Raw genomic sequence first — 19,249 nt, forward strand, 5'->3', positions numbered from 1 at the left:
GGCCGACACGGTGCTGAGCAGGGCCGAACGGGTCCCGGAAGGGGCCGGTCGGACCACTCGGCGGGGACGTTTGCGCGCAGGGTGCGCCGACGACAGGGACCTTTGGTCCCACGACGGTCCTGAGTGGCCCTCTGCGAGCCGCGGCTGTGGTGTCAGCGTGGGAGACGACCCCGAGTGGTCCCTGCGCGAGGAGGAATCATGAACAGCACCGTCAACGGTTCGGAATTCGGCAGTGTCGTCGTCGGCGTCGACGGTTCGGAGCCTGCCCGTCGGGCAGCCCTGTGGGCGGCGGCCGAAGCCGATCGCCGTGGAAGCCCGCTGCACATCGTCTACGCGGCCGATACCGAGGGCCGGGACCTGTACATCTCGGCGGACACCATCGAACGTGGCCGTGGCGCCGGGAGTGACCTGCTCGACGAGACCGCCGCCGCGGTCGCGCGGCTGCATCCGGGCCTGCACGTGACCACCGAGTTCAGCCTCGGTGCACCCGCCATCAGCCTGCACCGGTCTGCTGCTCGGCGCGGCACGATCGTGGTCGGCAACCGGGGTCTGGGCGGATTCAACTCCCTGTTGCTCGGCTCCGTCGGGCTGAAGGTCGCCGCAGGGGCGAAGACGCCCGTCGTCGTGGTCAGGGGAACCGGCGACGTGACGACCGGTGTGGTGCTCGCCGCCGTCCGTGACGAGCACGACCTGGACAGCGTCCGCCACGCGGCGCGCGAAGCCCGGATCCGCAAGTCCGAGCTGAGGCTCCTCCACATCTGGAACATCCTCGAGTCCGTCGGCAGCGTCGTGACCATGCTCGATGACGTCGAGGAGATCGCCGGAGAGCAGGTCCGGCACCTGACCGCGGTGACGGACCGGATCCGTGACGAGTTCCCGGACCTGACCGTGGAGGCGGACGCGGAGAAGAGCGTCTCGGTGTCCGGAGCACTCGTCGAGGCGTCGCACCACGCGGACCTGCTGGTCATGGGCGGGCGGCGCTCGCACGACGCCATGGGGCCCACCCTCGGGTGGCACACCCACAGCCTCCTGCACCACGCCCATTGCCCCGTGCTGCTCATCCCGCGCACCGCCGACCGGAACGGGAGCGGGTCCTGATGGCCACCGCGGAACAGCTGGCCGGTGTTCTGATGCTGGCCAGGCGCCGGGGCCGCTCGCCGTTCTCCGCCGCGGCGGTGGCCGCGTTGCCCGGCTTCGCCGGGCAGGCGGCGCTTGCCCTGGAGCTTGCCGACCGGCGCCGGGACGCCGAGCAGATGAGCCTCCTGGAGGACCACGACCGCATCGCCCGCGACCTGCACGACCTGGCGATCCAGCGGCTCTTCGCCACAGGGATGACGCTGCAGAGTGCCCAGCGCTTCGTCGAGCACCCGGAGGCGGCTGAAAGGCTGGCCAGGGCGATCGACGACCTGGACGCCACCATCAAGATTATCCGTTCGATGATCTTCGGGCTCCGGGAGCGGGAGGTGCCCGGAGCGGCGCCCAAGCTCCGGCTGCGGGTCGTCCAAGCCGTGGACGCGGCCGCGACGGCTCTGGGCTTCGCGCCGGCCCTGCGGATGGAGGGCCTAACGTGGTCCGCCATGCCCGGGCCACCCGGGCGGAGGTCTCCATCGTGGCCGCCGGAGGCGCTCTCACCGTGACGGTCGCCGACAACGGGATCGGTATCCCGGAGGGCGGCCGGCGCAGCGGGCTGCGCAATCTCGCGGAGAGGGCCGAGCGGCTCGGCGGCGAACTGTCGGTGTCGGCGAGCGGTCCGAGTGGTCGCAGGAGCCAGGGGACACAGCTGGATCAGAGGGGCCGGGGGACGCAGCTGGAATGGCGGATCCCGCTGTCGAGGTCGCGTCCCGAACCGCCCCGCTGAGGGTCCACGACAGTCCTCAGTGCTGACCCTTCTCGTGCTCCTGAACCTGGGCGGCGATGACGGCGGCCTGTACCCGGCGCTCCACCCCGAGCTTTCCGAGCAGCCGCGAGATGTGGTTCTTGACCGTCTTCTCGGAAAGGTAGAGCCGCTTGGCGATCTGCGCGTTCGTGAGGCCCTCGCCGATGAGCTCGAGCACGGAACGCTCCCGCTCGGAGAGGGCGGCCAGCCGGGCGTCCTCGGGGGCCCTGGCCGTCTCCGGGTCCCTCAGGGAGTGCATCAGGCGGGCGGTCGTCGCCGGGTCCAGCATGGACTGCCCCGTGGCGACCGTCCGTACCGCCGAGACGAGGTCGGAGCCCTTGATCTGCTTGAGGACGTAGCCGGCTGCGCCGGCCATGATCGCGTCGAGCAGTGCTTCCTCGTCGTCGAACGAGGTCAGCATGAGGCAGGCCAGCTCCGGCATGCGCGAACGGAGCTCGCGGCAGACGGTGATCCCGTCGCCGTCGGGCAGCCGGACGTCGAGCACGGCGACGTCCGGGCGCAGCGCCGGCCCGCGGGCGAGCGCCTGCTCGGCGCCGGAGGCCTCGCCGACGACCTCGATGTCCGGCTCCGCGTCCAGCAGGTCGTGCAGGCCGCGGCGTACGACCTCGTGGTCGTCCAGGAGGAAGACCCTGATGGGCGCCCCGGGCGAGACGGAGGGTGCTGGTGCGTCGGACATGTACGCCCCCGTGGTCGATCCGCTCTGCGTATGTCTCGTACGCATTGTCTCAGGGGCCGGGCGGAAGCACCGTGCGGTTCAGCGCCGGCCCCGAGCGGTGCCCGCGCCCGGGGAAGGCCTCAGGCCGCCGCGCCTTCGGCTCCGTCCAGCTCCATCCGTACGTCCACGACGCCCTCGACGGCGCGGATCGCGCGGGCCGTCAGCGGTACCAGGGCGCGGTTCCGCAGGGATCCGCGCAGGGTGACGACACCGTCCTGGACCGTGACCGCCAGGCGCACCGGGGGAACGAGCTCGGCGAGGACCGCGTCGCGGATCTCCTCCTCGATCTCCCGGTCCGGGCGCAGGAACACCTTGAGCAGGTCGCTCCTGCTCACGACCCCTTCCAGCATGCCCACGCGGTCCACGACGGGGAGACGCTTCACGCGCTTGCGGGCCATGACGCGGGCCGCCTCGGCGATCGTGGCGTCGGGGTGCACGGTCACGGCCGGGCTCGACATCAGCTCCTCGGCCAGCACGCCCCCGGCCTTGGAAGCCTCCTCCAGTTGCTCCGGAAGGAGCGGGTCGTCCTGCCGGAATTCCTCCTTCGGCAGGAGATCGGCCTCGGAGACCACCCCGACGACGCGGCCCTCGCCCTCCAGGACGGGGACGGCACTGACCTTCCACTGGTGCATCAGCTCGACGATCTCCTTGTACGAGGCCTCGCGGCCGATGGCCACGGCCGTGTGGCTCATGACGTCGCTGACGGTGTACCGGGACGCGGGCATGGTGTGCTCCTTCGTGCTGGCACGGGGGCCGAACCGCAGCCCTGGTCAGTCGACCTCCCGGGCGAGGTCCAGCTGCCGAGTGCGCAATTCCGGGGGCGGCGCGGCGGCGATCCGGGTGGGGGAGTGGGTGGTCACGGAGCCTCCTCTTTCGAGTCCTCTTCCAGTATCGGAGGCCCGGTTCCTGCCAGGCATGGGCCTACCGGCCTCCGGAAACCGCTCCGGGGGACCCAAGGGCCTGTCCCGACCACGCGAGCGAGTGAATCAGGGCCGATCAGTACGGCCAGGCCCAGTTGGCGATCTCCGGCAGGTCGGTGCCGTGCTCGCGGATCCAGTCGTGGTGGCGTAGACGCTGGTCGGTCATGGCCTGGCGCAGGCCCTCGGCGCGGCCCGCGAGGCCGGGGACGCGGTCGATGACGTCCATGACGAGCCGGTAGCGGTCCATGTCGTTGCGCACGACCATGTCGAAGGGGGTCGTCGTCGTGCCGGACTCCTTGTACCCGCGCACATGCAGGTTCGGGTGGCCGGTGCGGCGGTAGGCGAGGCGGTGGATGAGCCACGGATAGCCGTGGTACGCGAAGATCACCGGCCGGTCGGTGGTGAAGAGGGCGTCGTACTCGGTGTCCGTCATGCCGTGCGGGTGTTCCTCGTGGGGCATCAGCCGGGCGATGTCCACGACGTTGACGACCCGGACGGCCAGCGAGGGGAGGCGTTCGCGCAGCAGGGCCGCGGCGGCCAGTACCTCCATGGTGGGCACGTCGCCGGCGCAGGCGAGTACGACGTCCGGTTCGCGCGATCCGTGGTCGGTGCCGGCCCACTCCCAGACGCCGGCGCCGCGCGTCACGTGGATGCGGGCCTCGTCGATCGGCAGCCAGTCGAAGCAGGGCTGCTTTCCGGCGACGATGACGTTGACCTGGTCGCGGCTGCGCAGGGCGTGATCGGCCACGGCGAGGAGGGTGTTGGCGTCCGGCGGCAGGTAGACCCGTACGACCTCGGGGCTCTTGTTGAGGACGTGGTCGACGAATCCGGGGTCCTGGTGGGAGAAGCCGTTGTTGTCCTGGCGCCAGACGTGTGAGGTGAGCAGGTAGTTGAGGGAGGCGATCGGAGCCCGCCAGGACAGCTCGCGCGAGGTCTTCAGCCACTTGATGTGCTGGCCGACCATGGAGTCGACGATGTGGGCGAAGGCCTCGTAGGTGGAGAAGAGGCCGTGGCGGCCGGTGAGGAGGTACCCCTCCAGCCAGCCCTGGCAGACGTGTTCGGACAGGATCTCCATGACCCGGCCGTGCCGGGACAGATTGCGGTCCGTGCCCTCCGTGCTGCCCTGCCAGGCCTTTCCGGTCGCCTCGTACAGGTCGTCGAGGCGGTTGGAGGCGGTCTCGTCCGGTCCGACGACCCTGAAGTCCCGCCGCTCGGCGGTGTCGTGCATGATCCGGGTGAGGAAGTGCCCCAGGACGCGCGTCGGTTCGTGGAGGGTGCTGCCCGGCTTGTCGACGGGGACGGCGTGGGCGGCGAGCGGCGGCATCGGCAGCGGCCGCAGCAGCCGGCCACCGTTCGCGTACGGGACGGCGCCCAGGCGGCGGTCGCCCTCGGGGACACGGGCGAGGACCTGCGGGGTGGGGCGCCCGTCGGCGTCGAAGAGCTCCTCGGGCCGGTACGAGCGCAGCCAGTCCTCCAACTGCCTCAGGTGCCCGGGATTCTCGCGCACCCCGGCGAGCGGGACCTGATGGGCCCGCCAGGTGCCCTCGACGGGGTCGCCGTCGACGGTCGCCGGTCCGGTCCACCCCTTGGGGGTGCGCAGGACGATCATCGGCCAGCGCGGGTATTCCCGGCCGGAGTCGGTGTCGGCGGTCCGGGCCTCCCGCTGGATGAGGGCGATGCGGTCGAGGGCGTGCTCCATCGCGCGGGCCATGGCCTGGTGCACCAGGGCGGGGTCGCTGCCGGTGACGTAAAGGGGTTCGTGGCCGTAGCCGCGCAGCAGTGCGTCGAGATCCGCCTCGGGGATCCGGGACAGCACCGTCGGGTTCGCGATCTTGTAGCCGTTCAGGTGGAGGATCGGCAGAACGGCGCCGTCGTGGACCGGGTCGAGGAACTTGTTCGCGTGCCAGGACGCGGCCAGCGGGCCCGTCTCCGCCTCGCCGTCGCCGATCACGCAGGCGACCAGCAGCCCGGGGTGGTCGAAGGCGGCACCGTAGGCGTGGGACAGGGCGTACCCGAGCTCGCCGCCCTCATGGATGGAGCCCGGCGTCTCCGGTGCCACATGGCTCGGTACGCCGCCCGGGAACGAGAACTGCCGGAACAACGTGCCCATGCCCGCGGCGTCCCGCGTGATGCCGGGGTAGGTCTCCGTGTACGTGCCCTCCAGCCAGGAGTTGGCCAGGACGGCAGGTCCGCCGTGGCCCGGACCCCAGACGCAGAGGGCGTCGAGGGATCGCTCCTTGATCACGTGGTTCAGGTGGGTGTGCACGAGATTGAGGCCGGGGGAGGTGCCCCAGTGGCCGAGGAGCCGGGGCTTGATGTGCTCCGGGCGCAGAGGTTCGGCCAGAAGAGGGTTGTCCATGAGGTAGATCTGGCCGACTGCCAGGTAGTTGGCTGCGCGCCAGTGGGCGTCGAGCTCCGAGATGGGGTACGCGGTCATGTCCGCTCCTCCGTGCGGCGGTCCGGAACGTTCGTCGACTGAGCCGATGCCGACACTCTGCACTCGCCGGGCTTCCGTCCGCGAGGGGAGGACCGGCCCTCGGGGAGGGACTGTCGGCCCCTGTACGGCACGGACCGCCGCGGCGAAGGTGGGTTCAGCGGCGCCGGCTCCCCCGGTCGGTGCCGCTCCCCCTGCCGGCCGACCCCGATGCCCCGGCATCAGTACGGAGGACAGACCTGTGAAGCGCACCCTCGTCGTGGGAGTGGACGGATCCCCGGAAAGCCGGGCCGCGGCCGACTGGGCCGCTCGCGAAGCCGTACGGCGCGACCTGCCCCTGCGGGTGGTCCACGCCTGGCTGTGGCAGCCGCTCGCCCTCCCGCTCGTCCAGGACCGCGGTACCGAGGCCCGGCGCGCCGAGGACATCCTGAAGGAGGCCGAGGGAGAGCTCACCGACCGGTACCCGGGGCTCACCGTCACCGCGGAAGTCCTCTCCGACGCAGTGGTGCCGGCTCTGCTGCATGCCGCCAAGGGAGCGGAGCTGCTCGTTCTCGGCACCCGCGGGCACAGCGCCCTGGCCGGCTTCCTGCTCGGCTCGTACGGTCAGCAGGTGATTGCCGCCGCGGAGTGCCCCGTGGTCTCCGTACGCTCCGCGCACGGCAGGCCGGTGGCCCTGCCGGAGCAGGGCGAGGTCGTCGTGGGCCAGCAGGGCGGCGTGGAGGAGTCCTCCGAGGTACTGCGCATCGCCTTCGAGGCGGCCGCAGCACGCAGGGCCGGACTCCGCGCGGTCCGCGCCTGGAGCCTGCCCCCGGTCTACGGTTACAGCCCGGGCTCGATGTGGATCGCCGAGCAGTTCGGCGGTCTGGAACCGTACGAGAAGGCGGCGCTGCAGCAGGCGCTGGAGCCGTGGCGGCTGAGGTACCCCGAGGTGGACGTCGTCGAGCACGTGGAGCGGGGCAGCGCCGGCCACGTACTGCTGACCGCGTCGTCGGACGCGCAGCTCCTCGTCGTCGGCCGCAAGGTGCGCGAGTCGTCGGTGGGGACGCGCATCGGGTCCGTGGCCCATGCGGTCCTGCATCATTCGGCCTGCCCGGTCGCGGTGGTCCCGCACCACTGACCCGGCCGGGAGAGCGGGAGCGGGAAGGGTCGGGGGCGGGGTGCGCGACTGTACGGTGCACCCCGCCCTGCCCACCCGCCACGACATCCGCTATTCGGCGGCCGGCGACGGGTACCGGCCCGGAGGGGTCAGCGCGTGACTGGCGATGACGGCGGCCTGGACACGACGCTCCACACCCAGCTTGACGAACAGCCGCGAGATGATGTTCTTCACCGTCTTCTCGGCGAGGTACATCCGCTTGCCGATCTCCCGGTTGGTGAGTCCCTCGCTGACCATGACGAGGATCTCCTTCTCCCGGTCGGTGAAGCCCGGCAGACCGGGGACCTGCTCCTCCTCGGGTACGTCGCCGCGCATCCGGGCCATGAGCCGGGTCGTGGCACCCGGGTCCAGCATGGATTGACCTGACGCCACGGTACGGACGGCAGTGACCAGGTCGGTACCGGAGATCTGCTTCAGCACGTATCCGGAGGCCCCCGCCATCACGGCGTCCAGCAGTGCCTCCTCGTCGTCGAACGACGTCAGCATCAGGCAGGCCAGCTCGGGCATCCGCGAACGCAGCTCACGGCACACGCTCACCCCGTCGCCGTCCTGGAGCCGGACGTCCAGCACCGCCACCCGGGGGCGCAGCGCGGGAATGCGGATCAGTGCCTGTTCCGCCGTGCCCGCCTCGCCGACCACGGTGAGATCGGGCTCGGCGTCCAGCAGGTCGTGCACCCCGCGGCGCACGACCTCGTGATCGTCGAGCAGGAAGACCGTGATCGGCGTCTTCGCAGGGGTGAGGGCACCGCTGTCGGTCATGACGCAACTCCTTCGCCGGGTTCGTCCGGTGCGCACGGACATCGGCATCCTGCCTCCCGGAGGGGCCGAACGGACAGGGCCGATCGGCCCTCATCGGTCCGTGCCCGGCTCGGCGGGGGGCCCGGTCGGCCCTCTGAAGAGGGACCTTCGGCCCTGTCCGGAGGGCCTGCCGGACCTTCCCGGGTGCACGCGCCACCGGATGAACTGATTGCGCACGGGGACGGCGCGACTCGACGGAGCCGCATCCAGCGCGGAGGATCCGATGACGACCGCCTTGATCGACCTGAGGGCCATGACTCGTGATGACCGCGGTCTGGAAGTCACCTTGTCCGGCGAGCTCGACCTCTTCACGGCAGAGCAAGTAGAGCCGCGCCTCCACGAACTCGCACGAGCCGGCCACCGGAACCTGGTTTTGGACCTGTGTGGCCTCACCTTCTGCGACAGCGCCGGAATCGACCTGTTCATCCGTCTGAACCGCCGCTGTCGTACGGCCGGAACGCGGCTCCTCCTCTGCGATGTGCCGCCCCCGGTGATCAAGTCCATGCGGGTGCTCGGTGCCGACAGAGAGCTTCGGCTCGTCGTCAGGCGATCGTGGCGTCGTCCGCATCCGGAGCCCTGATGTGGACCGTTCGGCCCTGGTTCCCTAGCCGGATCGAGAGGGAGGCTGGTGAATCGAAAGCCGTAAGGACCGATTTGGAACTGGACGAAGGTGCGCATCATGGACCAGGACGGCACACTGCACGCCGACGGCCATGTGCGTGATAGGACGATTGCCCGGCGCATGCGGGAGCTGGACAGAGCCGAGGCGCTCCGGCTGGTGGCGACGGTGTCCCTGGGACGCATCGTCTTCACGCAGCACGCATTGCCCGCCGTCCGTCCGGTCAACCACCTCGTCGAGGACGGGGACATCATCATCCGGATCCACGACGACGGTGCGCTCGCCTCCCTCGTGGCACCCGCCGACGTTCCCGGTCTGGTGGTCGCCTACGAAGCGGATGTCATAGACCCCGACACGCACCTCGGGTGGAGCGTGGTCGTCACCGGGTACGCGAGCCCGGTGGCCGATGCCGGCGCACTGGACCGCTACGCGGAACTTCTGCGCCCCTGGGTGGCACAGCCCATGGCCGGCGCTCTACGGATCCGCCCCGATCTCGTCACCGGATTCAGGCTGGAGGCGGAGGGAACGCGGCCCGCGCCGGTCGTTCCCCGGGACCGGTCGTGACCGTGGCGTCAGCTCCCGGTGGGCAGCGGCGCCCGCCAGACGAGCCTGCTGCCACCCTCCTCGAGCGCATCGACGGTGAAGGTTCCGCCCAAGCCCTCGGCCCGTTCGGCGAGGTTGCGCAGGCCGCTCCTGCGTCCCTGCGCGGGAATGCCCCTGCCGTTGTCCGAGACGGTCAGCGTGATCTCCCCCGGTCCGGCCTTGAGGATCACGCCGACCCGGGTCGACCGCGCGTGGCGGGCCGCGTTGCTCAGGAGCTCGCCGAGCACCGCCATGACGTGGTCGGCGATCTGCGGCGGCACGTCCGTATCGAGCAGGCCCTCCATGCTCAGACGCGGCGGATGGCCGAGGGCCGTGGCCGCGTCGCCGACGGCGCGGGCGGCGCGGGCCCGCAGACCGGGGCCGCTCTCACGGTCCTTCGTACGGAGCCCGAAGATCGTCGACCGGATGATCTTGATGGTCTCGTCCAGGTCGTCGACCGCACGGCCGACCCGCTCCGCGGCACCCTCGTGCTCGACGAGACGAGCGGCGCTCTGCAACGTCATACCGGTGGCGAAGAGCCGCTGAATGGCGAGATCGTGCAGGTCACGGGCGATCCGGTCGCGCTCCTCCAGCAGGGCGATCTGCTCGGCGTCCCGTCGCCGCTCCGCCAGCTCCAGGGCCAGCGCCGCCTGACCGGCGAAGGCGACGAGCGGCTCCAGCTCGCCCTCGCCGAACGCCGGCTCTCCCCACGGGCGCGCGAGCAGCAGGACACCCCTGCTCGCTCCGGCAGCGGTGCCCAGGGGGACCGCCACCGCAGGGCCCAGTCCGTCCTGTACCTGGGCATCGGCCGGAAACCGGTCGTCGTCGCAGGCGTGCAGGGACGCAACGGACCGGCCGGTCCGGTGTGCGGCTCCCGAGAGCGTTCCCGCGAGGGGGACGACGAGGCCCAGCCGGGCCTCGCTGTCGGCGCCGACCGCGAACTCGACGACCAGGCCCTCGGCTCCGGCCACCGGCATGGAGATGTCGGCGAGCCGCGCCGCGGTGATCTCCTGCGCGCGGCGGGCGATGAGCTCCAGCACCGCCGGGCGCGAACTGCCGGACAGCAGGCTCTCGGTGATCTCCGCGTTCGCCCTGAGCCACCGCTGCTGGCGCTGCGAGCCCTCGTACAGCCGGGCGTTGTCGATCGCCACGCCCGCCGCCACCGAGAGGGTGGAGATCACCGTCTCGTCCTCGGTGTCGAAATCGATCCCGCCACGCTTGTCGGTCAGGTACAGGTTGCCGAACACCTCGTCGCGGACCCGGATCGGCACGCCCAGGAACGTGCGCATGGGCGGGTGGTGAGCCGGAAAGCCGTGGGAGGAGGAGTGCGCGCCGAGGTCGGTGAGGCGCAGGGGCTCCGGGTGGTGGATGACCTCCCCGAGCAGGCCGTGGCCGGCCGGCAGCGGGCCGATCGCGGCGATCTCCTTCTCGGTGAGTCCGACCGTGAGGAACTGGGAGAGCGTCCGCCCGTCGGGGCCGATGACGCCCAGCGCGCCGTACTCGGCGTCGACGAGCAGCGCGGCCGCCTCCACGATCCGCCGGAGGACCTGGGCGAGATCGAGCTCCCGCCCGACCGATACGACCGCCTCCAGCAGGCTGTGCACCCGGTCGCGGGTGCCGCGCACCGCGTCGATGCGCACCTGGAGTTCGTGGAGCAGCTCGTCCAGCCGCATCCGCGGCACCTGCGTCAACGGATCCCCCACACTCACGCGCTTCCCCTCCGCCTGCCGTTGCCGTCCGGGGGCCAGCGTAGCGACACGCCCCGGCCCGCAGGACATCGTTGCGCGCGGATGGCTGCCGTGACTGACTTGATCTCAGCACTGGACGACGACGAGGAGGAGGGGACGGCCGTGGGTCTGAAGAAGGCGGTCTACGAGAGCGAGCTGCTACGGCTCCAGACGGAGTTGGTCAAGCTCCAGGAATGGGTGCGGGCGGAAGGCGCGCGCCTCGTCGTCGTCTTCGAGGGCCGGGACGCGGCGGGCAAGGGAGGCACGATCAAGCGCGTCGCCGAACACCTCAACCCCCGCGTCGCGCGCATCGCGGCTCTGCCCACTCCGACGGAGCGGGAGCGCACGCAGTGGTACTTCCAGCGGTACGTCGAGCACCTGCCCGCCGCCGGGGAGATCGTTCTGTTCGACCGCAGTTGGTACAACCGCGCCGGCGTGGAACATGTCATGGGCTTCTGCACGCCGGCCGAGCACCAGCGCTTCCTTCGCCAGTGCCCGGCCTTCGAGCGGATGCTGGTCGAGGACGGGATCCTGCTCCGCAAGTACTGGTTCTCCGTGAGCGACGCGGTCCAGGAGGAACGCTTCCGCCGCCGTGCGGAGGACCCGTTGCGGCGCTGGAAGCTCTCTCCGATGGATCTGGAGTCCCTGACGCGCTGGGAGGCGTACTCCCGCGCCAAGGACGAGATGTTCGTCCACACGGACACGACGGACGCCCCGTGGTATGTGGTCGAGAGCGACGACAAGCGCAGCGCCAGAGTCAACATGACCGCCCATCTGCTGTCCTCGGTTCCCTACACGGACGTGGCCCTGCCGTCGCTGACCCTGCCGCCCCGTCCCGCTTCCACGGGCTACGAACGACCGTCCAAGGAGCTTCAGACCGCCGTGCCCGACCACGCGGCCACTCTCGGGAACGACTGAATTGCGGCGGGTGCCCGGTGCGCGCTGCCGGAGGCGCCGCGCCGTCAGTGAGGAGCCCGATGTCCGTGCGTGAAAGACGGTCCCTGATGCCTCCCGGCCTCCAGGGGTACGACCGGTCCTGGCTCGGTCGGGAAGCGCTGGCCGGTGTCACCGTCGCCGCCTATCTGGTGCCCCAGGTCATGGCGTACGCGGGGGTGGCCGGGCTCCCGCCCGTCGCAGGGCTCTGGGCCGTGCTGCCCGCCATCGTGCTCTATGCCCTGATCGGATCCTCCCGGTTGCTGTCGGTCGGACCCGAGTCGACCACGGCGCTCATGACCGCCGCTGCTCTGGGACCGCTCGCCGCGGGGGACCCGGGCCGGTACGCCGTGCTCGCGGCGGCCCTCGCCGTGGTGGTAGGCCTCTTGTGCCTGGTGGCTTGGGCCGTGAGGCTGGGCTTCCTCGCGGACCTGCTCTCACGGCCCGTACTCGTCGGCTACCTCGCGGGTGTCGCCCTGATCATGGTCGTCGACCAGCTGACGAGGCTCACCGGAGCAGGCACGACAGGCACGGACTTCCTGCCGAAGCTGTCCTCGTTCGTCCTGAACCTCCGGCACGTCCACTGGCCGACCGTCTGCCTGGCCACGGCTGTCCTCGTCGTGCTCTTCGCTCTGCCGAGGTACGGGCGCCTCGTTCCGCGTCCCCTGCTCGCCCTGGTCCTCGCCACCGCCGTGGTGGCGGTGTTCGGACTGGACGACAGGTACGGGATCCCCGTGATCGGACCCGTACCCTCCGGGCTGCCGCTGCCCGAGTTTCCGCCGCTCGGCGACCTGCCGCAGCTGGTGCTCCCGGCGCTGGGCGTCCTCCTGGTCGGATACTCGGACGTGATCCTGACCGCCCGCGCCTTCGCCGGCCGGGCGGATCCGCAAGCGCTGGCCCCCAATCGTGAACTCCTTGCCCTGGGGGCGGCGAACCTGGGAGCGGGCGTCCTGCACGGGTTCCCCGTCAGCAGCAGCGCCAGCCGGACCGCCCTGGCCCGGTCCTCGGGGGCCAGGAGCCAGGTGTACTCCCTGTTCGCCGCCCTCGCGGTGCTGCTGGTCCTGCTCTTCCTGGGCCCCCTGCTGGCCCGCACCCCGAGCGCCGTCCTCGGTGCCATCGTCGTCTACGCCGCCGTCCGCCTGATCGAGGTGGGCGAGTTCCGGCGCCTCGCGGCCTTCCGGCGACGCGAATTCCTGCTGGCCCTGGGATGTCTCGCGGGTGTGCTGGCCCTCGGCATCCTCTACGGCGTCCTCGTCGCCGTGGCGCTGTCCGTCGTCGAGCTGCTGGCCCGCGTGGCCCGTCCGCACGATGCCGTGGAAGGCATGGTGCCCGGGCTCGCCGGCATGCACGACGTGGACGACTACCCGACGGCGCGGACCGTTCCGGGGCTGCTGATCTACCGCTACGACTCACCGTTGTTCTTCGCCAACGCCGAGAACTTCCTCCGCCGGGCCCTGGCGGCCGTCGACGCCCAGAGTCCGCCGGCCCGCTGGTTCGTCCTCAACACCGAGGCGAACGTCGAGGTCGACATCACCGCCCTGGACGCCGTGGACGAACTCCGCCAGGAACTGGAGCACCGCGGAATCGTCTTCGTTCTGGCCCGGGTCAAGCAGGAACTCCGCGAGGACCTGGACGCCTACGGGCTCACCGTCTCGGTGGGCGCGGGCCGCATCTATCCCACCCTGCCCACGGCTCTGGAGGCCTACCGGGTCTGGAGCCGCGAGGAGGGCCGTCCGGCTCCTCCGGAAGCGATCGGCTGAGCCGTTCGGATGACCGAGGTGACCCGGGGGGTGCGGCGCGCAGGCCGCGGCGGCGCGGGTCTGCTTGCCTGGGCGGCTGAGGATCAGCCTGCTTCGCCGTGATGGGTGTGGACACATGAGTCAGCTGGATCTGGCGCGGTTGCAGTTCGCGATGACGTCGATCTACCACTTCCTGTTCGTCCCGGTGACCATCGGGCTGAGTCTGCTGACCGCCCTGCTCCAGACCGCCTGGTACCGGGGCGGTCGGGCCGAGTACTTGCGGCTGACGCGGTTCTTCGGGACCCTGCTGGTGATCAACGTCGCCGTCGGCGTGGTGACCGGTCTGGTCCAGGAGTTCCAGTTCGGCATGGACTGGTCGGGCTACGCCCGCACGGTGGGCGATGTGTTCGGGGCTCCACTGGCGATGGAGGGCCTCGCGGCCTTCTTCCTGGAATCGACCTTCCTCGGCCTGTGGATCTTCGGTTGGGACAAGCTGTCCAAGCGGGTCCACCTGGCGACGATCTGGGCCGTGGCAGCCGGCAGCGCACTGTCGGCGCTGTTCATCATGGCGGCGAACTCCTGGATGCAGAATCCGGTCGGCTACGCCATCGACCCGTCGACCGGTCGACCACAGCTCAACGATGTGTGGGCGCTGTTCACCAACCCGGTCTTCCTCCGCGGTTACGTGCACGTGGTGCTGGCCGCGCTCATCACCGGTTCGATGGTCATGCTCGCCGTCTCCGCATGGCACCTGCGCAACGACCTCCGCGCCGACAGGGCCGGCGCCGACAACGGCGCCGGCAACGGTGGCGACGACGGGGGCGGCCCGCACACGACCGAGCATTCGGGCGCGGCCTTCCGGCTGTCCGCCCGCCTGTCGCTGTTGGTCCTCGTGCCCGCCCTGCTGTTCGCGATGCTCGTCGGCAGCGAACTGGGCGTGACCGAGGGCAAGTACCAACCGATGAAGATCGCCGCCGCCGAGGCCCAGTGGGAGACCTGCCAGCCCTGCTCCTTCTCCCTGTTCCAGATCGGCGGAGGCAAGAACGACCAGACGCCCACGCAGATCCTGGAAATCCCCCACTTGCTGTCCCTGCTGGCCACCAACCACTGGAACGGCAAGGTCCTCGGCCTCAACGAGGTCAACAGCCAGTACCAGCAGCAGTACGGCCCGGGCGACTACGTGCCCAACGTATTCATCCAGTACTGGGCGATGCGCGTCATGGCCTACCTCGCCGTACTCGCCCTCCTCGTCGGCGTGTGGGGCCTGTGGCTGCTGCGGCGCAAACGACTCGCTCACTCGCGCTGGTTCCTCAACGCAGCGGTATGGGCCGTGCCGCTGCCGTTCGCCATCAACACCGCCGGCTGGCTCCTGACCGAGAACGGACGCCAGCCCTGGATCGTGCAGGGCCTCCAGCTGACGAAGGACGGCGTCTCCTCCTCCGTCAGCACCACCGAGGTGGCCATCAGCATCGTGGCCTTCTTCCTCCTCTACGCCGCACTGACCGTGGTCGCCGCCGTGCTGATGACACGCCACGCACGCAAGGGCACCGACCCGACGGACCAGGACGACCAGCCCGCCCACGAGATGACCTACTGAGGTCCCGAGCCGCCGAAGGGCCCGCGATGCAATTCACCACCCTCTGGTTCGTCCTCATCGCCGTACTGTGGATCGGCTTCTTCGTTCTGGAGGGCTTCGACCTGGGCGTCGGCATGCTCCACGGACTGCTCTCCCGCGACGAAGCAGGCCGACGGGCCGTACTCCACACCATCGGACCGGTGTGGGACGGCAATGAGGTCTGGCTGGTCACGGCGGGCGCCGCGATGTTCGCCGCCTTCCCGGGCTGGTACGCCACCCTCTTCTCCGGCTTCTACCTCGCCCTCGTCCTCCTCCTGGCCGGACTCATCGTCCGTGGCATCGCCATCGAGTACCGCGACCGCGTCGACGGCGCCGGGTGGCGACGGACCTGGACCGTGCTGCTCACCGCCGGCAGCCTGACCGTTCCCCTGGTCCTCGGCATCGCGCTCGGAGACCTGCTGCACGGCGTACCCATCGGCGGCGACCAGGAGTACGCGGGCACCTTCGCGGACCTGTTCACCGGCTACGGCGTGTTCACCGGAATCACCCTGACCGTGCTCTGCCTCCTGCACGGCGCGACCTTCCTCGCCCTCAAGACCAGCGGGGAGATCCGCGCAAGGGCGCACCGGCTCGCCCGTCGCATGGTCCTGCCCGCCGGCCTGGTCGTCCTCGCCTTCGTCTTCTGGACACGCTCCATCGCCGACGGGGGCATCCTCGTCAACCTCGTCGAACTCGCTGCCGTCCTGGCCGTCGCCGCCGCGGCCTGGGCCGTCAGCAGCGGCCGCGACGGCTGGGCCTTCAGCGGCACCACTGTCGCGATGGCCGCAACCGTGGCGTCGCTGTTCACGGAGCTCTACCCGAGGGTTATGGTCTCCAGCACCAAGAGCGCCTTCGACCTGACCGTCCACAACACCGCGTCCGGCCCCTACGCACTCAAGGTCATGACCGTCGTCGCCCTCGTCCTGCTGCCCGTCGTCCTCGTCTACCAGGGCTGGACCTACCACGTCTTCCGCAAGCGGATCTCTACCGACCGATGAGTTGCCGCGGGCCTGATCCGGATCCGCCCGGCAAGATCCGGAAGGGACGGCCTAGCGGGGGCGCATGCGGATGACGGTGGAGAGCACCTCTCCCGTCTGTGCCGCACGGAGCGGGCCGGGACATGCGTGGCCGCCCCATTCCCGGCCTCCCATGCTGTGTATGCCGAAACCCCGGCCGAGCGGGGTGGAGGCCTGTTCGAGGCGCCACCCGTGCTGCGCCACGCCCCAGGTGTAGATCCGGGCAACGGCCTCCACCTGCTGCGCGGTGAGCGGCCGGCGCGCGAACCCCGAGGTCTCCACCGAGAGCCACAGCGGGTTCCCGGTGCCCTGGGCCCATGCCCGGTCGGACGCGGAGACGTACTGCTCGATCTCGCCGGACTGCGAGACCCAGAAGTGCGAGGAAGACTTGACGGAGGGGTCGCTGAAGCGCTCGTGGAGCGAGTTCTCGCCCTCCTGCACGTGCAGGATCAGTCCCCGCATCTCCGTGAGCCCGCCCGGCGTGAAGTTCACCGACAGCGGCTTGCGGGTGGCGTCCGGCATCCATGCCTGCCCCGGTAAGGGAGGGTTCTCGGCAGGCGCTCCCGCACGGCCCTCGCCCTGCTCCTGCTCATGTTCCTGCACATCCACTGCTCGGGCGGGGCGTGGGTCGGGGCCCCTGAAGGCGGCGGCACCCGCAAGGACGGTGGCGGTGAGTCCGCCCCCGGTACATGCCAGGGCGGTGCGGCGCGACATCAGCTGTGGCTTCGGTTTCCGGTGGTTCACGTGGCTCCGTACGGACGGGGCGGGGAAGTACGTTCTGCAGCGGCATACTTGCCTCCGCTTTTCATCGGAATGGGACCGAATGATGACCGTTTCGTGACAACGTCGGGTCAACCCCGGGCCGGGGCGCGCGTTCTCCCTCTGCCACCACCGACCCGCCCGGGCCACGGCGCGCCGCGATCACGACCCGCGCACGCGCCGCCGGGAGCACCCGCAGCCCGCGGGCCGGACGGGCCGTGAGCGGTCGAGTGCTCAGGCGTTCCCGTGCAGCGCGGCCAGCACGCGGTCGGGCGTCAGGGGCAGTTCGCGCAGACGGTGCCCCGTGGCACGGGCGACGGCGTTGCCGATGGCGGCGGCCGCGCCGACGATGCCGATCTCCCCGATTCCCTTGCTGCCCATCGGGTTGAGGTGCTTGTCGTGTTCGTCGATCCAGTGGGCCTCGATGTCCGGCACATCGGCGTGCGCGGGAACGTGATAGGCCGCCAGGTCGTTCTCGGTGAAATCGCCGAATGCCGCGTCCACGGTGCTGTGTTCGGTCAGTGCCATGCCGAGTCCCATGACCATGCCGCCCTTGAACTGCGAGCGTGCGGTGAGCGGGTTGAGGATGCGGCCGGCGGCGTAGACGCCGAGCAGGCGTCGCACCCGTACCTCTCCGCTGACCGTGTCGACCTGGACCTCGGCGAAGTGCGCGCCGAACGCGTGCCGGGCATAGGGGGACTTCTGCTTGGCCGATTGCGTGGTGTCCGCGGACGCGGACAGGCCCTCGGCCGGCAGTGGCCCGCGGCGGCTCTCCAGTCGTGCGGTCAGGGCGGCGCAGGCGTCGTGGACGGCCCATCCCCAGGACGCCGTGCCGCAGGAGCCTCCGGCGAGAGACGCCGCGGGCAGCCCGGTGTGCCCGATGGTGACGGCGACGCGGCCGACGGGGACCCGCAGGGCGTCGGCGGCCACCTGGGCCAGGACGGTACGGGCGCCCGTACCGATGTCGGTGGCGTTGATCTCGACGAGGTAGCCGCCGTCGGGACGCGCGTGAGCACGGGCGGTGGAGGGGGCGACCAGTACGGGGTAGGTGGCGGAGGCCACCCCGGCGCCGATGAGGTACGGGCCCTCGCGCCACGGGGTCCGGCGGCCCGCCCAGCCGAACCGTTCGGCGCCCTCGCGCAGGCACTCCACCAGGTGGCGGCTGCTGAAGGGACGGCCGCTGTCGGGTTCGGACGCGGGTTCGTTGCGTACCCGCAGCTCGATCGGGTCGATGCCGAGGGCGTCGGCCAGCTCGTCCATCGCCGATTCCAGGGCGTACATGCCCGGGGCCTCCCCGGGCGCGCGCATCCACGACGGGGTCGGCACGTCGAGGGCGACGGCGCGGTGCGTGGTGCGGACGTCCGGTACGGCGTACATGACGCGCGCGGGCACGGCGGCCTGCTCGACGAACTCGCGGACACGCGAAGTATGGGTGGTGACCTCGTGGGTGAGGGCGGTGAGGGTTCCGTCGGCGCGGGCGCCCAGCGAGATCCGGTGCAGGGTGGGTGCGCGGTGGCCGACGGTCGTGGGCAGGTGGCCGCGGGGGAGTGCGAGCTTGACGGGCCGGCCGTAGTGGCGCGCGGCCATCGCGGCGAGGACCACGTGGGGGCGCGGGGTGCCCTTGGAACCGAAACCGCCGCCCACGTGTTCGGAGACGACCGTGATGTCGTCCTCGGGGAGCTCGAACAGAGAGGCCAGCGCGGTGCGGACGGCTCCCGCCCCCTGACTGGAGTCGTGCACGGTCAGGTGGTGGCGACCGGCGTCCCAGTCGGCGGTGGCGGCGTGCGGTTCCATGGGGTGGTTGTGCAGGGGCGGCACCGTGTACGCGCAGTCGACCCGTACGGGGGCGGCGGACAGGGCCGTGTCCGGGTCGCCCTGCTCCCGGTGGCCGGGGTGCCCCCCGTTGGCCTGCTCGGGGGTGTAGGCGTCGGGGTGGTCGGCGCGGAGGGTGACGTCGTGCGGTTCGCTCGCGTACGTGACCCGCACCTCGGAGGCAGCGGCGCGCGCCCCTTCGAGGGTGTCGGCGACCGCGAGGGCCACGTACCAGCCGCGGTGGGGGACGCGCGGGTCCTGGAGCAGTTGCAGCGTCGGGTCCTCGGAGGCGCCCAGGCGCGGCGCGTTGACCGGGGTCAGGACGCCGATGACGCCGGGCAGGGCGGCGGCCGCGGTGTCGTCGACGGCGGTGACGCGCCCGCTGGCGACGGTCGCGGGTACCGGCCAGGCGTAGGCGCAGCCGGCTGGGGTGTGCTCTGCGGCGTAGCGGGCGGCACCCGTGACCTTCTCGCGTCCCTCCCGCCGGGGCACGGGGCTGCCGAGGGCGTCGGTGGGGTGCATGGCGC

General features: G+C 71.1%; 15 protein-coding genes and 1 pseudogene. 9 read left to right on the forward strand and 7 right to left on the reverse strand.

The features are described 5' to 3' along the window. Positions 1 to 198: 198 nt before the first annotated feature. Together OG373_RS39580 and OG373_RS39585 are read left to right on the forward strand one after the other, a co-directional pair. A complete protein-coding gene (locus OG373_RS39580; RefSeq protein ID WP_405443728.1) occupies positions 199 to 1,098 on the forward strand; it encodes a universal stress protein in 900 nt (299 codons plus the stop codon). Then, positions 1,092 to 1,858, forward strand: a pseudogene (locus tag OG373_RS39585) (sensor histidine kinase); the annotation flags it as partial. The gene OG373_RS39580 and the pseudogene OG373_RS39585, both read left to right, overlap by 7 nt. 16 nt (positions 1,859 to 1,874) lie before the next feature. Here the strand turns inward: OG373_RS39585 and OG373_RS39590 are convergent. From OG373_RS39590 to OG373_RS39600, 3 genes are all read right to left on the reverse strand, one after another. Continuing rightward, positions 1,875 to 2,573 carry a response regulator gene (locus tag OG373_RS39590; protein WP_405443730.1) on the reverse strand — a complete coding sequence of 233 codons (699 nt, stop codon included), beginning with the start codon at positions 2,571 to 2,573 and terminating at the stop codon, positions 1,875 to 1,877. A 119-nt stretch (positions 2,574 to 2,692) separates the two neighbouring features. Then, positions 2,693 to 3,337, reverse strand: coding sequence for a CBS domain-containing protein (locus OG373_RS39595; protein WP_405443732.1), 645 nt, complete (start codon positions 3,335 to 3,337; stop codon positions 2,693 to 2,695). A 271-nt stretch (positions 3,338 to 3,608) separates the two neighbouring features. Then, on the reverse strand, positions 3,609 to 5,969 hold the full coding sequence (locus tag OG373_RS39600) for a phosphoketolase (RefSeq protein WP_405443734.1): 2,361 nt from the start codon (positions 5,967 to 5,969) through the stop codon (positions 3,609 to 3,611). A gap of 238 nt (positions 5,970 to 6,207) precedes the next feature. On the opposite strand from OG373_RS39600, the gene OG373_RS39605 reads away from it, so the two are divergent. Continuing rightward, positions 6,208 to 7,083: a universal stress protein gene (locus OG373_RS39605; RefSeq protein ID WP_405443736.1), complete on the forward strand. Its 876-nt coding sequence runs from the start codon at positions 6,208 to 6,210 to the stop codon at positions 7,081 to 7,083. Between the two features lie 90 nt (positions 7,084 to 7,173). Here the strand turns inward: OG373_RS39605 and OG373_RS39610 are convergent, their stop codons facing one another. Further along, the gene (locus OG373_RS39610; protein WP_397731992.1) at positions 7,174 to 7,881 is read right to left on the reverse strand and encodes a response regulator; all 708 of its coding nucleotides are present in this window, start codon (positions 7,879 to 7,881) and stop codon (positions 7,174 to 7,176) included. A gap of 262 nt (positions 7,882 to 8,143) precedes the next feature. Between OG373_RS39610 and OG373_RS39615 the strand changes: the two genes are divergently transcribed. Further along, positions 8,144 to 8,500 carry an STAS domain-containing protein gene (locus OG373_RS39615; RefSeq protein WP_405443738.1) on the forward strand — a complete coding sequence of 119 codons (357 nt, stop codon included), beginning with the start codon at positions 8,144 to 8,146 and terminating at the stop codon, positions 8,498 to 8,500. 99 nt (positions 8,501 to 8,599) lie between these two features. After that, entirely contained in the window at positions 8,600 to 9,103 is a 504-nt protein-coding gene (locus OG373_RS39620) for a pyridoxamine 5'-phosphate oxidase family protein (protein WP_405443740.1), read from the forward strand. A gap of 8 nt (positions 9,104 to 9,111) precedes the next feature. On the opposite strand, the gene OG373_RS39625 is transcribed toward OG373_RS39620, so the two are convergent. Further along, positions 9,112 to 10,794: a GAF domain-containing protein gene (locus OG373_RS39625; protein ID WP_405443741.1), complete on the reverse strand. Its 1,683-nt coding sequence runs from the start codon at positions 10,792 to 10,794 to the stop codon at positions 9,112 to 9,114. A 177-nt stretch (positions 10,795 to 10,971) separates the two neighbouring features. On the opposite strand from OG373_RS39625, the gene ppk2 reads away from it, so the two are divergent. The 4 genes from ppk2 (at position 10,972) to cydB (ending at position 16,133) form a co-directional block, all read left to right on the forward strand. Continuing rightward, positions 10,972 to 11,766: a polyphosphate kinase 2 gene (ppk2, locus tag OG373_RS39630; protein ID WP_405444365.1), complete on the forward strand. Its 795-nt coding sequence runs from the start codon at positions 10,972 to 10,974 to the stop codon at positions 11,764 to 11,766. A 59-nt stretch (positions 11,767 to 11,825) separates the two neighbouring features. Next, positions 11,826 to 13,541, forward strand: a complete 1,716-nt coding sequence (locus OG373_RS39635) for a SulP family inorganic anion transporter (RefSeq protein ID WP_405443742.1) — start codon at positions 11,826 to 11,828, stop codon at positions 13,539 to 13,541. A gap of 115 nt (positions 13,542 to 13,656) precedes the next feature. Continuing rightward, the gene (locus OG373_RS39640) at positions 13,657 to 15,117 is read left to right on the forward strand and encodes a cytochrome ubiquinol oxidase subunit I (RefSeq protein ID WP_405443744.1); all 1,461 of its coding nucleotides are present in this window, start codon (positions 13,657 to 13,659) and stop codon (positions 15,115 to 15,117) included. A 26-nt stretch (positions 15,118 to 15,143) separates the two neighbouring features. Next, positions 15,144 to 16,133, forward strand: coding sequence for a cytochrome d ubiquinol oxidase subunit II (gene cydB, locus OG373_RS39645; RefSeq protein WP_405443745.1), 990 nt, complete (start codon positions 15,144 to 15,146; stop codon positions 16,131 to 16,133). Positions 16,134 to 16,184: 51 nt separating this feature from the next. Here the strand turns inward: cydB and OG373_RS39650 are convergent, their stop codons facing one another. Then, positions 16,185 to 16,673: an N-acetylmuramoyl-L-alanine amidase gene (locus tag OG373_RS39650; protein ID WP_397732006.1), complete on the reverse strand. Its 489-nt coding sequence runs from the start codon at positions 16,671 to 16,673 to the stop codon at positions 16,185 to 16,187. Between the two features lie 471 nt (positions 16,674 to 17,144). Further along, the gene (locus OG373_RS39655; RefSeq protein WP_405443747.1) at positions 17,145 to 19,244 is read right to left on the reverse strand and encodes a xanthine dehydrogenase family protein molybdopterin-binding subunit; all 2,100 of its coding nucleotides are present in this window, start codon (positions 19,242 to 19,244) and stop codon (positions 17,145 to 17,147) included. Positions 19,245 to 19,249 lie beyond the last annotated feature (5 nt).

This window comes from Streptomyces avidinii (genome assembly GCF_045161815.1).
GTDB lineage: Bacteria > Actinomycetota > Actinomycetes > Streptomycetales > Streptomycetaceae > Streptomyces > Streptomyces avidinii.

Excerpts from the sequence above, each read along its gene's own strand:
- OG373_RS39600 (WP_405443734.1), bottom strand. The coding sequence starts at position 5,969 with ATGACCGCGTACCCCATCTCGGAGCTCGACGCCCACTGGCGCGCAGCC.
- OG373_RS39650 (WP_397732006.1), bottom strand. The coding sequence starts at position 16,673 with ATGCCGGACGCCACCCGCAAGCCGCTGTCGGTGAACTTCACGCCGGGC.
- OG373_RS39590 (WP_405443730.1), bottom strand. The coding sequence starts at position 2,573 with ATGTCCGACGCACCAGCACCCTCCGTCTCGCCCGGGGCGCCCATCAGG.
- OG373_RS39620 (WP_405443740.1), top strand. The coding sequence starts at position 8,600 with ATGGACCAGGACGGCACACTGCACGCCGACGGCCATGTGCGTGATAGG.
- OG373_RS39595 (WP_405443732.1), bottom strand. The coding sequence starts at position 3,337 with ATGCCCGCGTCCCGGTACACCGTCAGCGACGTCATGAGCCACACGGCC.
- OG373_RS39655 (WP_405443747.1), bottom strand. The coding sequence starts at position 19,244 with ATGCACCCCACCGACGCCCTCGGCAGCCCCGTGCCCCGGCGGGAGGGA.
- OG373_RS39610 (WP_397731992.1), bottom strand. The coding sequence starts at position 7,881 with ATGACCGACAGCGGTGCCCTCACCCCTGCGAAGACGCCGATCACGGTC.
- OG373_RS39640 (WP_405443744.1), top strand. The coding sequence starts at position 13,657 with ATGAGTCAGCTGGATCTGGCGCGGTTGCAGTTCGCGATGACGTCGATC.
- OG373_RS39615 (WP_405443738.1), top strand. The coding sequence starts at position 8,144 with ATGACGACCGCCTTGATCGACCTGAGGGCCATGACTCGTGATGACCGC.
- cydB (WP_405443745.1), top strand. The coding sequence starts at position 15,144 with ATGCAATTCACCACCCTCTGGTTCGTCCTCATCGCCGTACTGTGGATC.
- OG373_RS39635 (WP_405443742.1), top strand. The coding sequence starts at position 11,826 with ATGTCCGTGCGTGAAAGACGGTCCCTGATGCCTCCCGGCCTCCAGGGG.
- OG373_RS39625 (WP_405443741.1), bottom strand. The coding sequence starts at position 10,794 with ATGCGGCTGGACGAGCTGCTCCACGAACTCCAGGTGCGCATCGACGCG.
- OG373_RS39580 (WP_405443728.1), top strand. The coding sequence starts at position 199 with ATGAACAGCACCGTCAACGGTTCGGAATTCGGCAGTGTCGTCGTCGGC.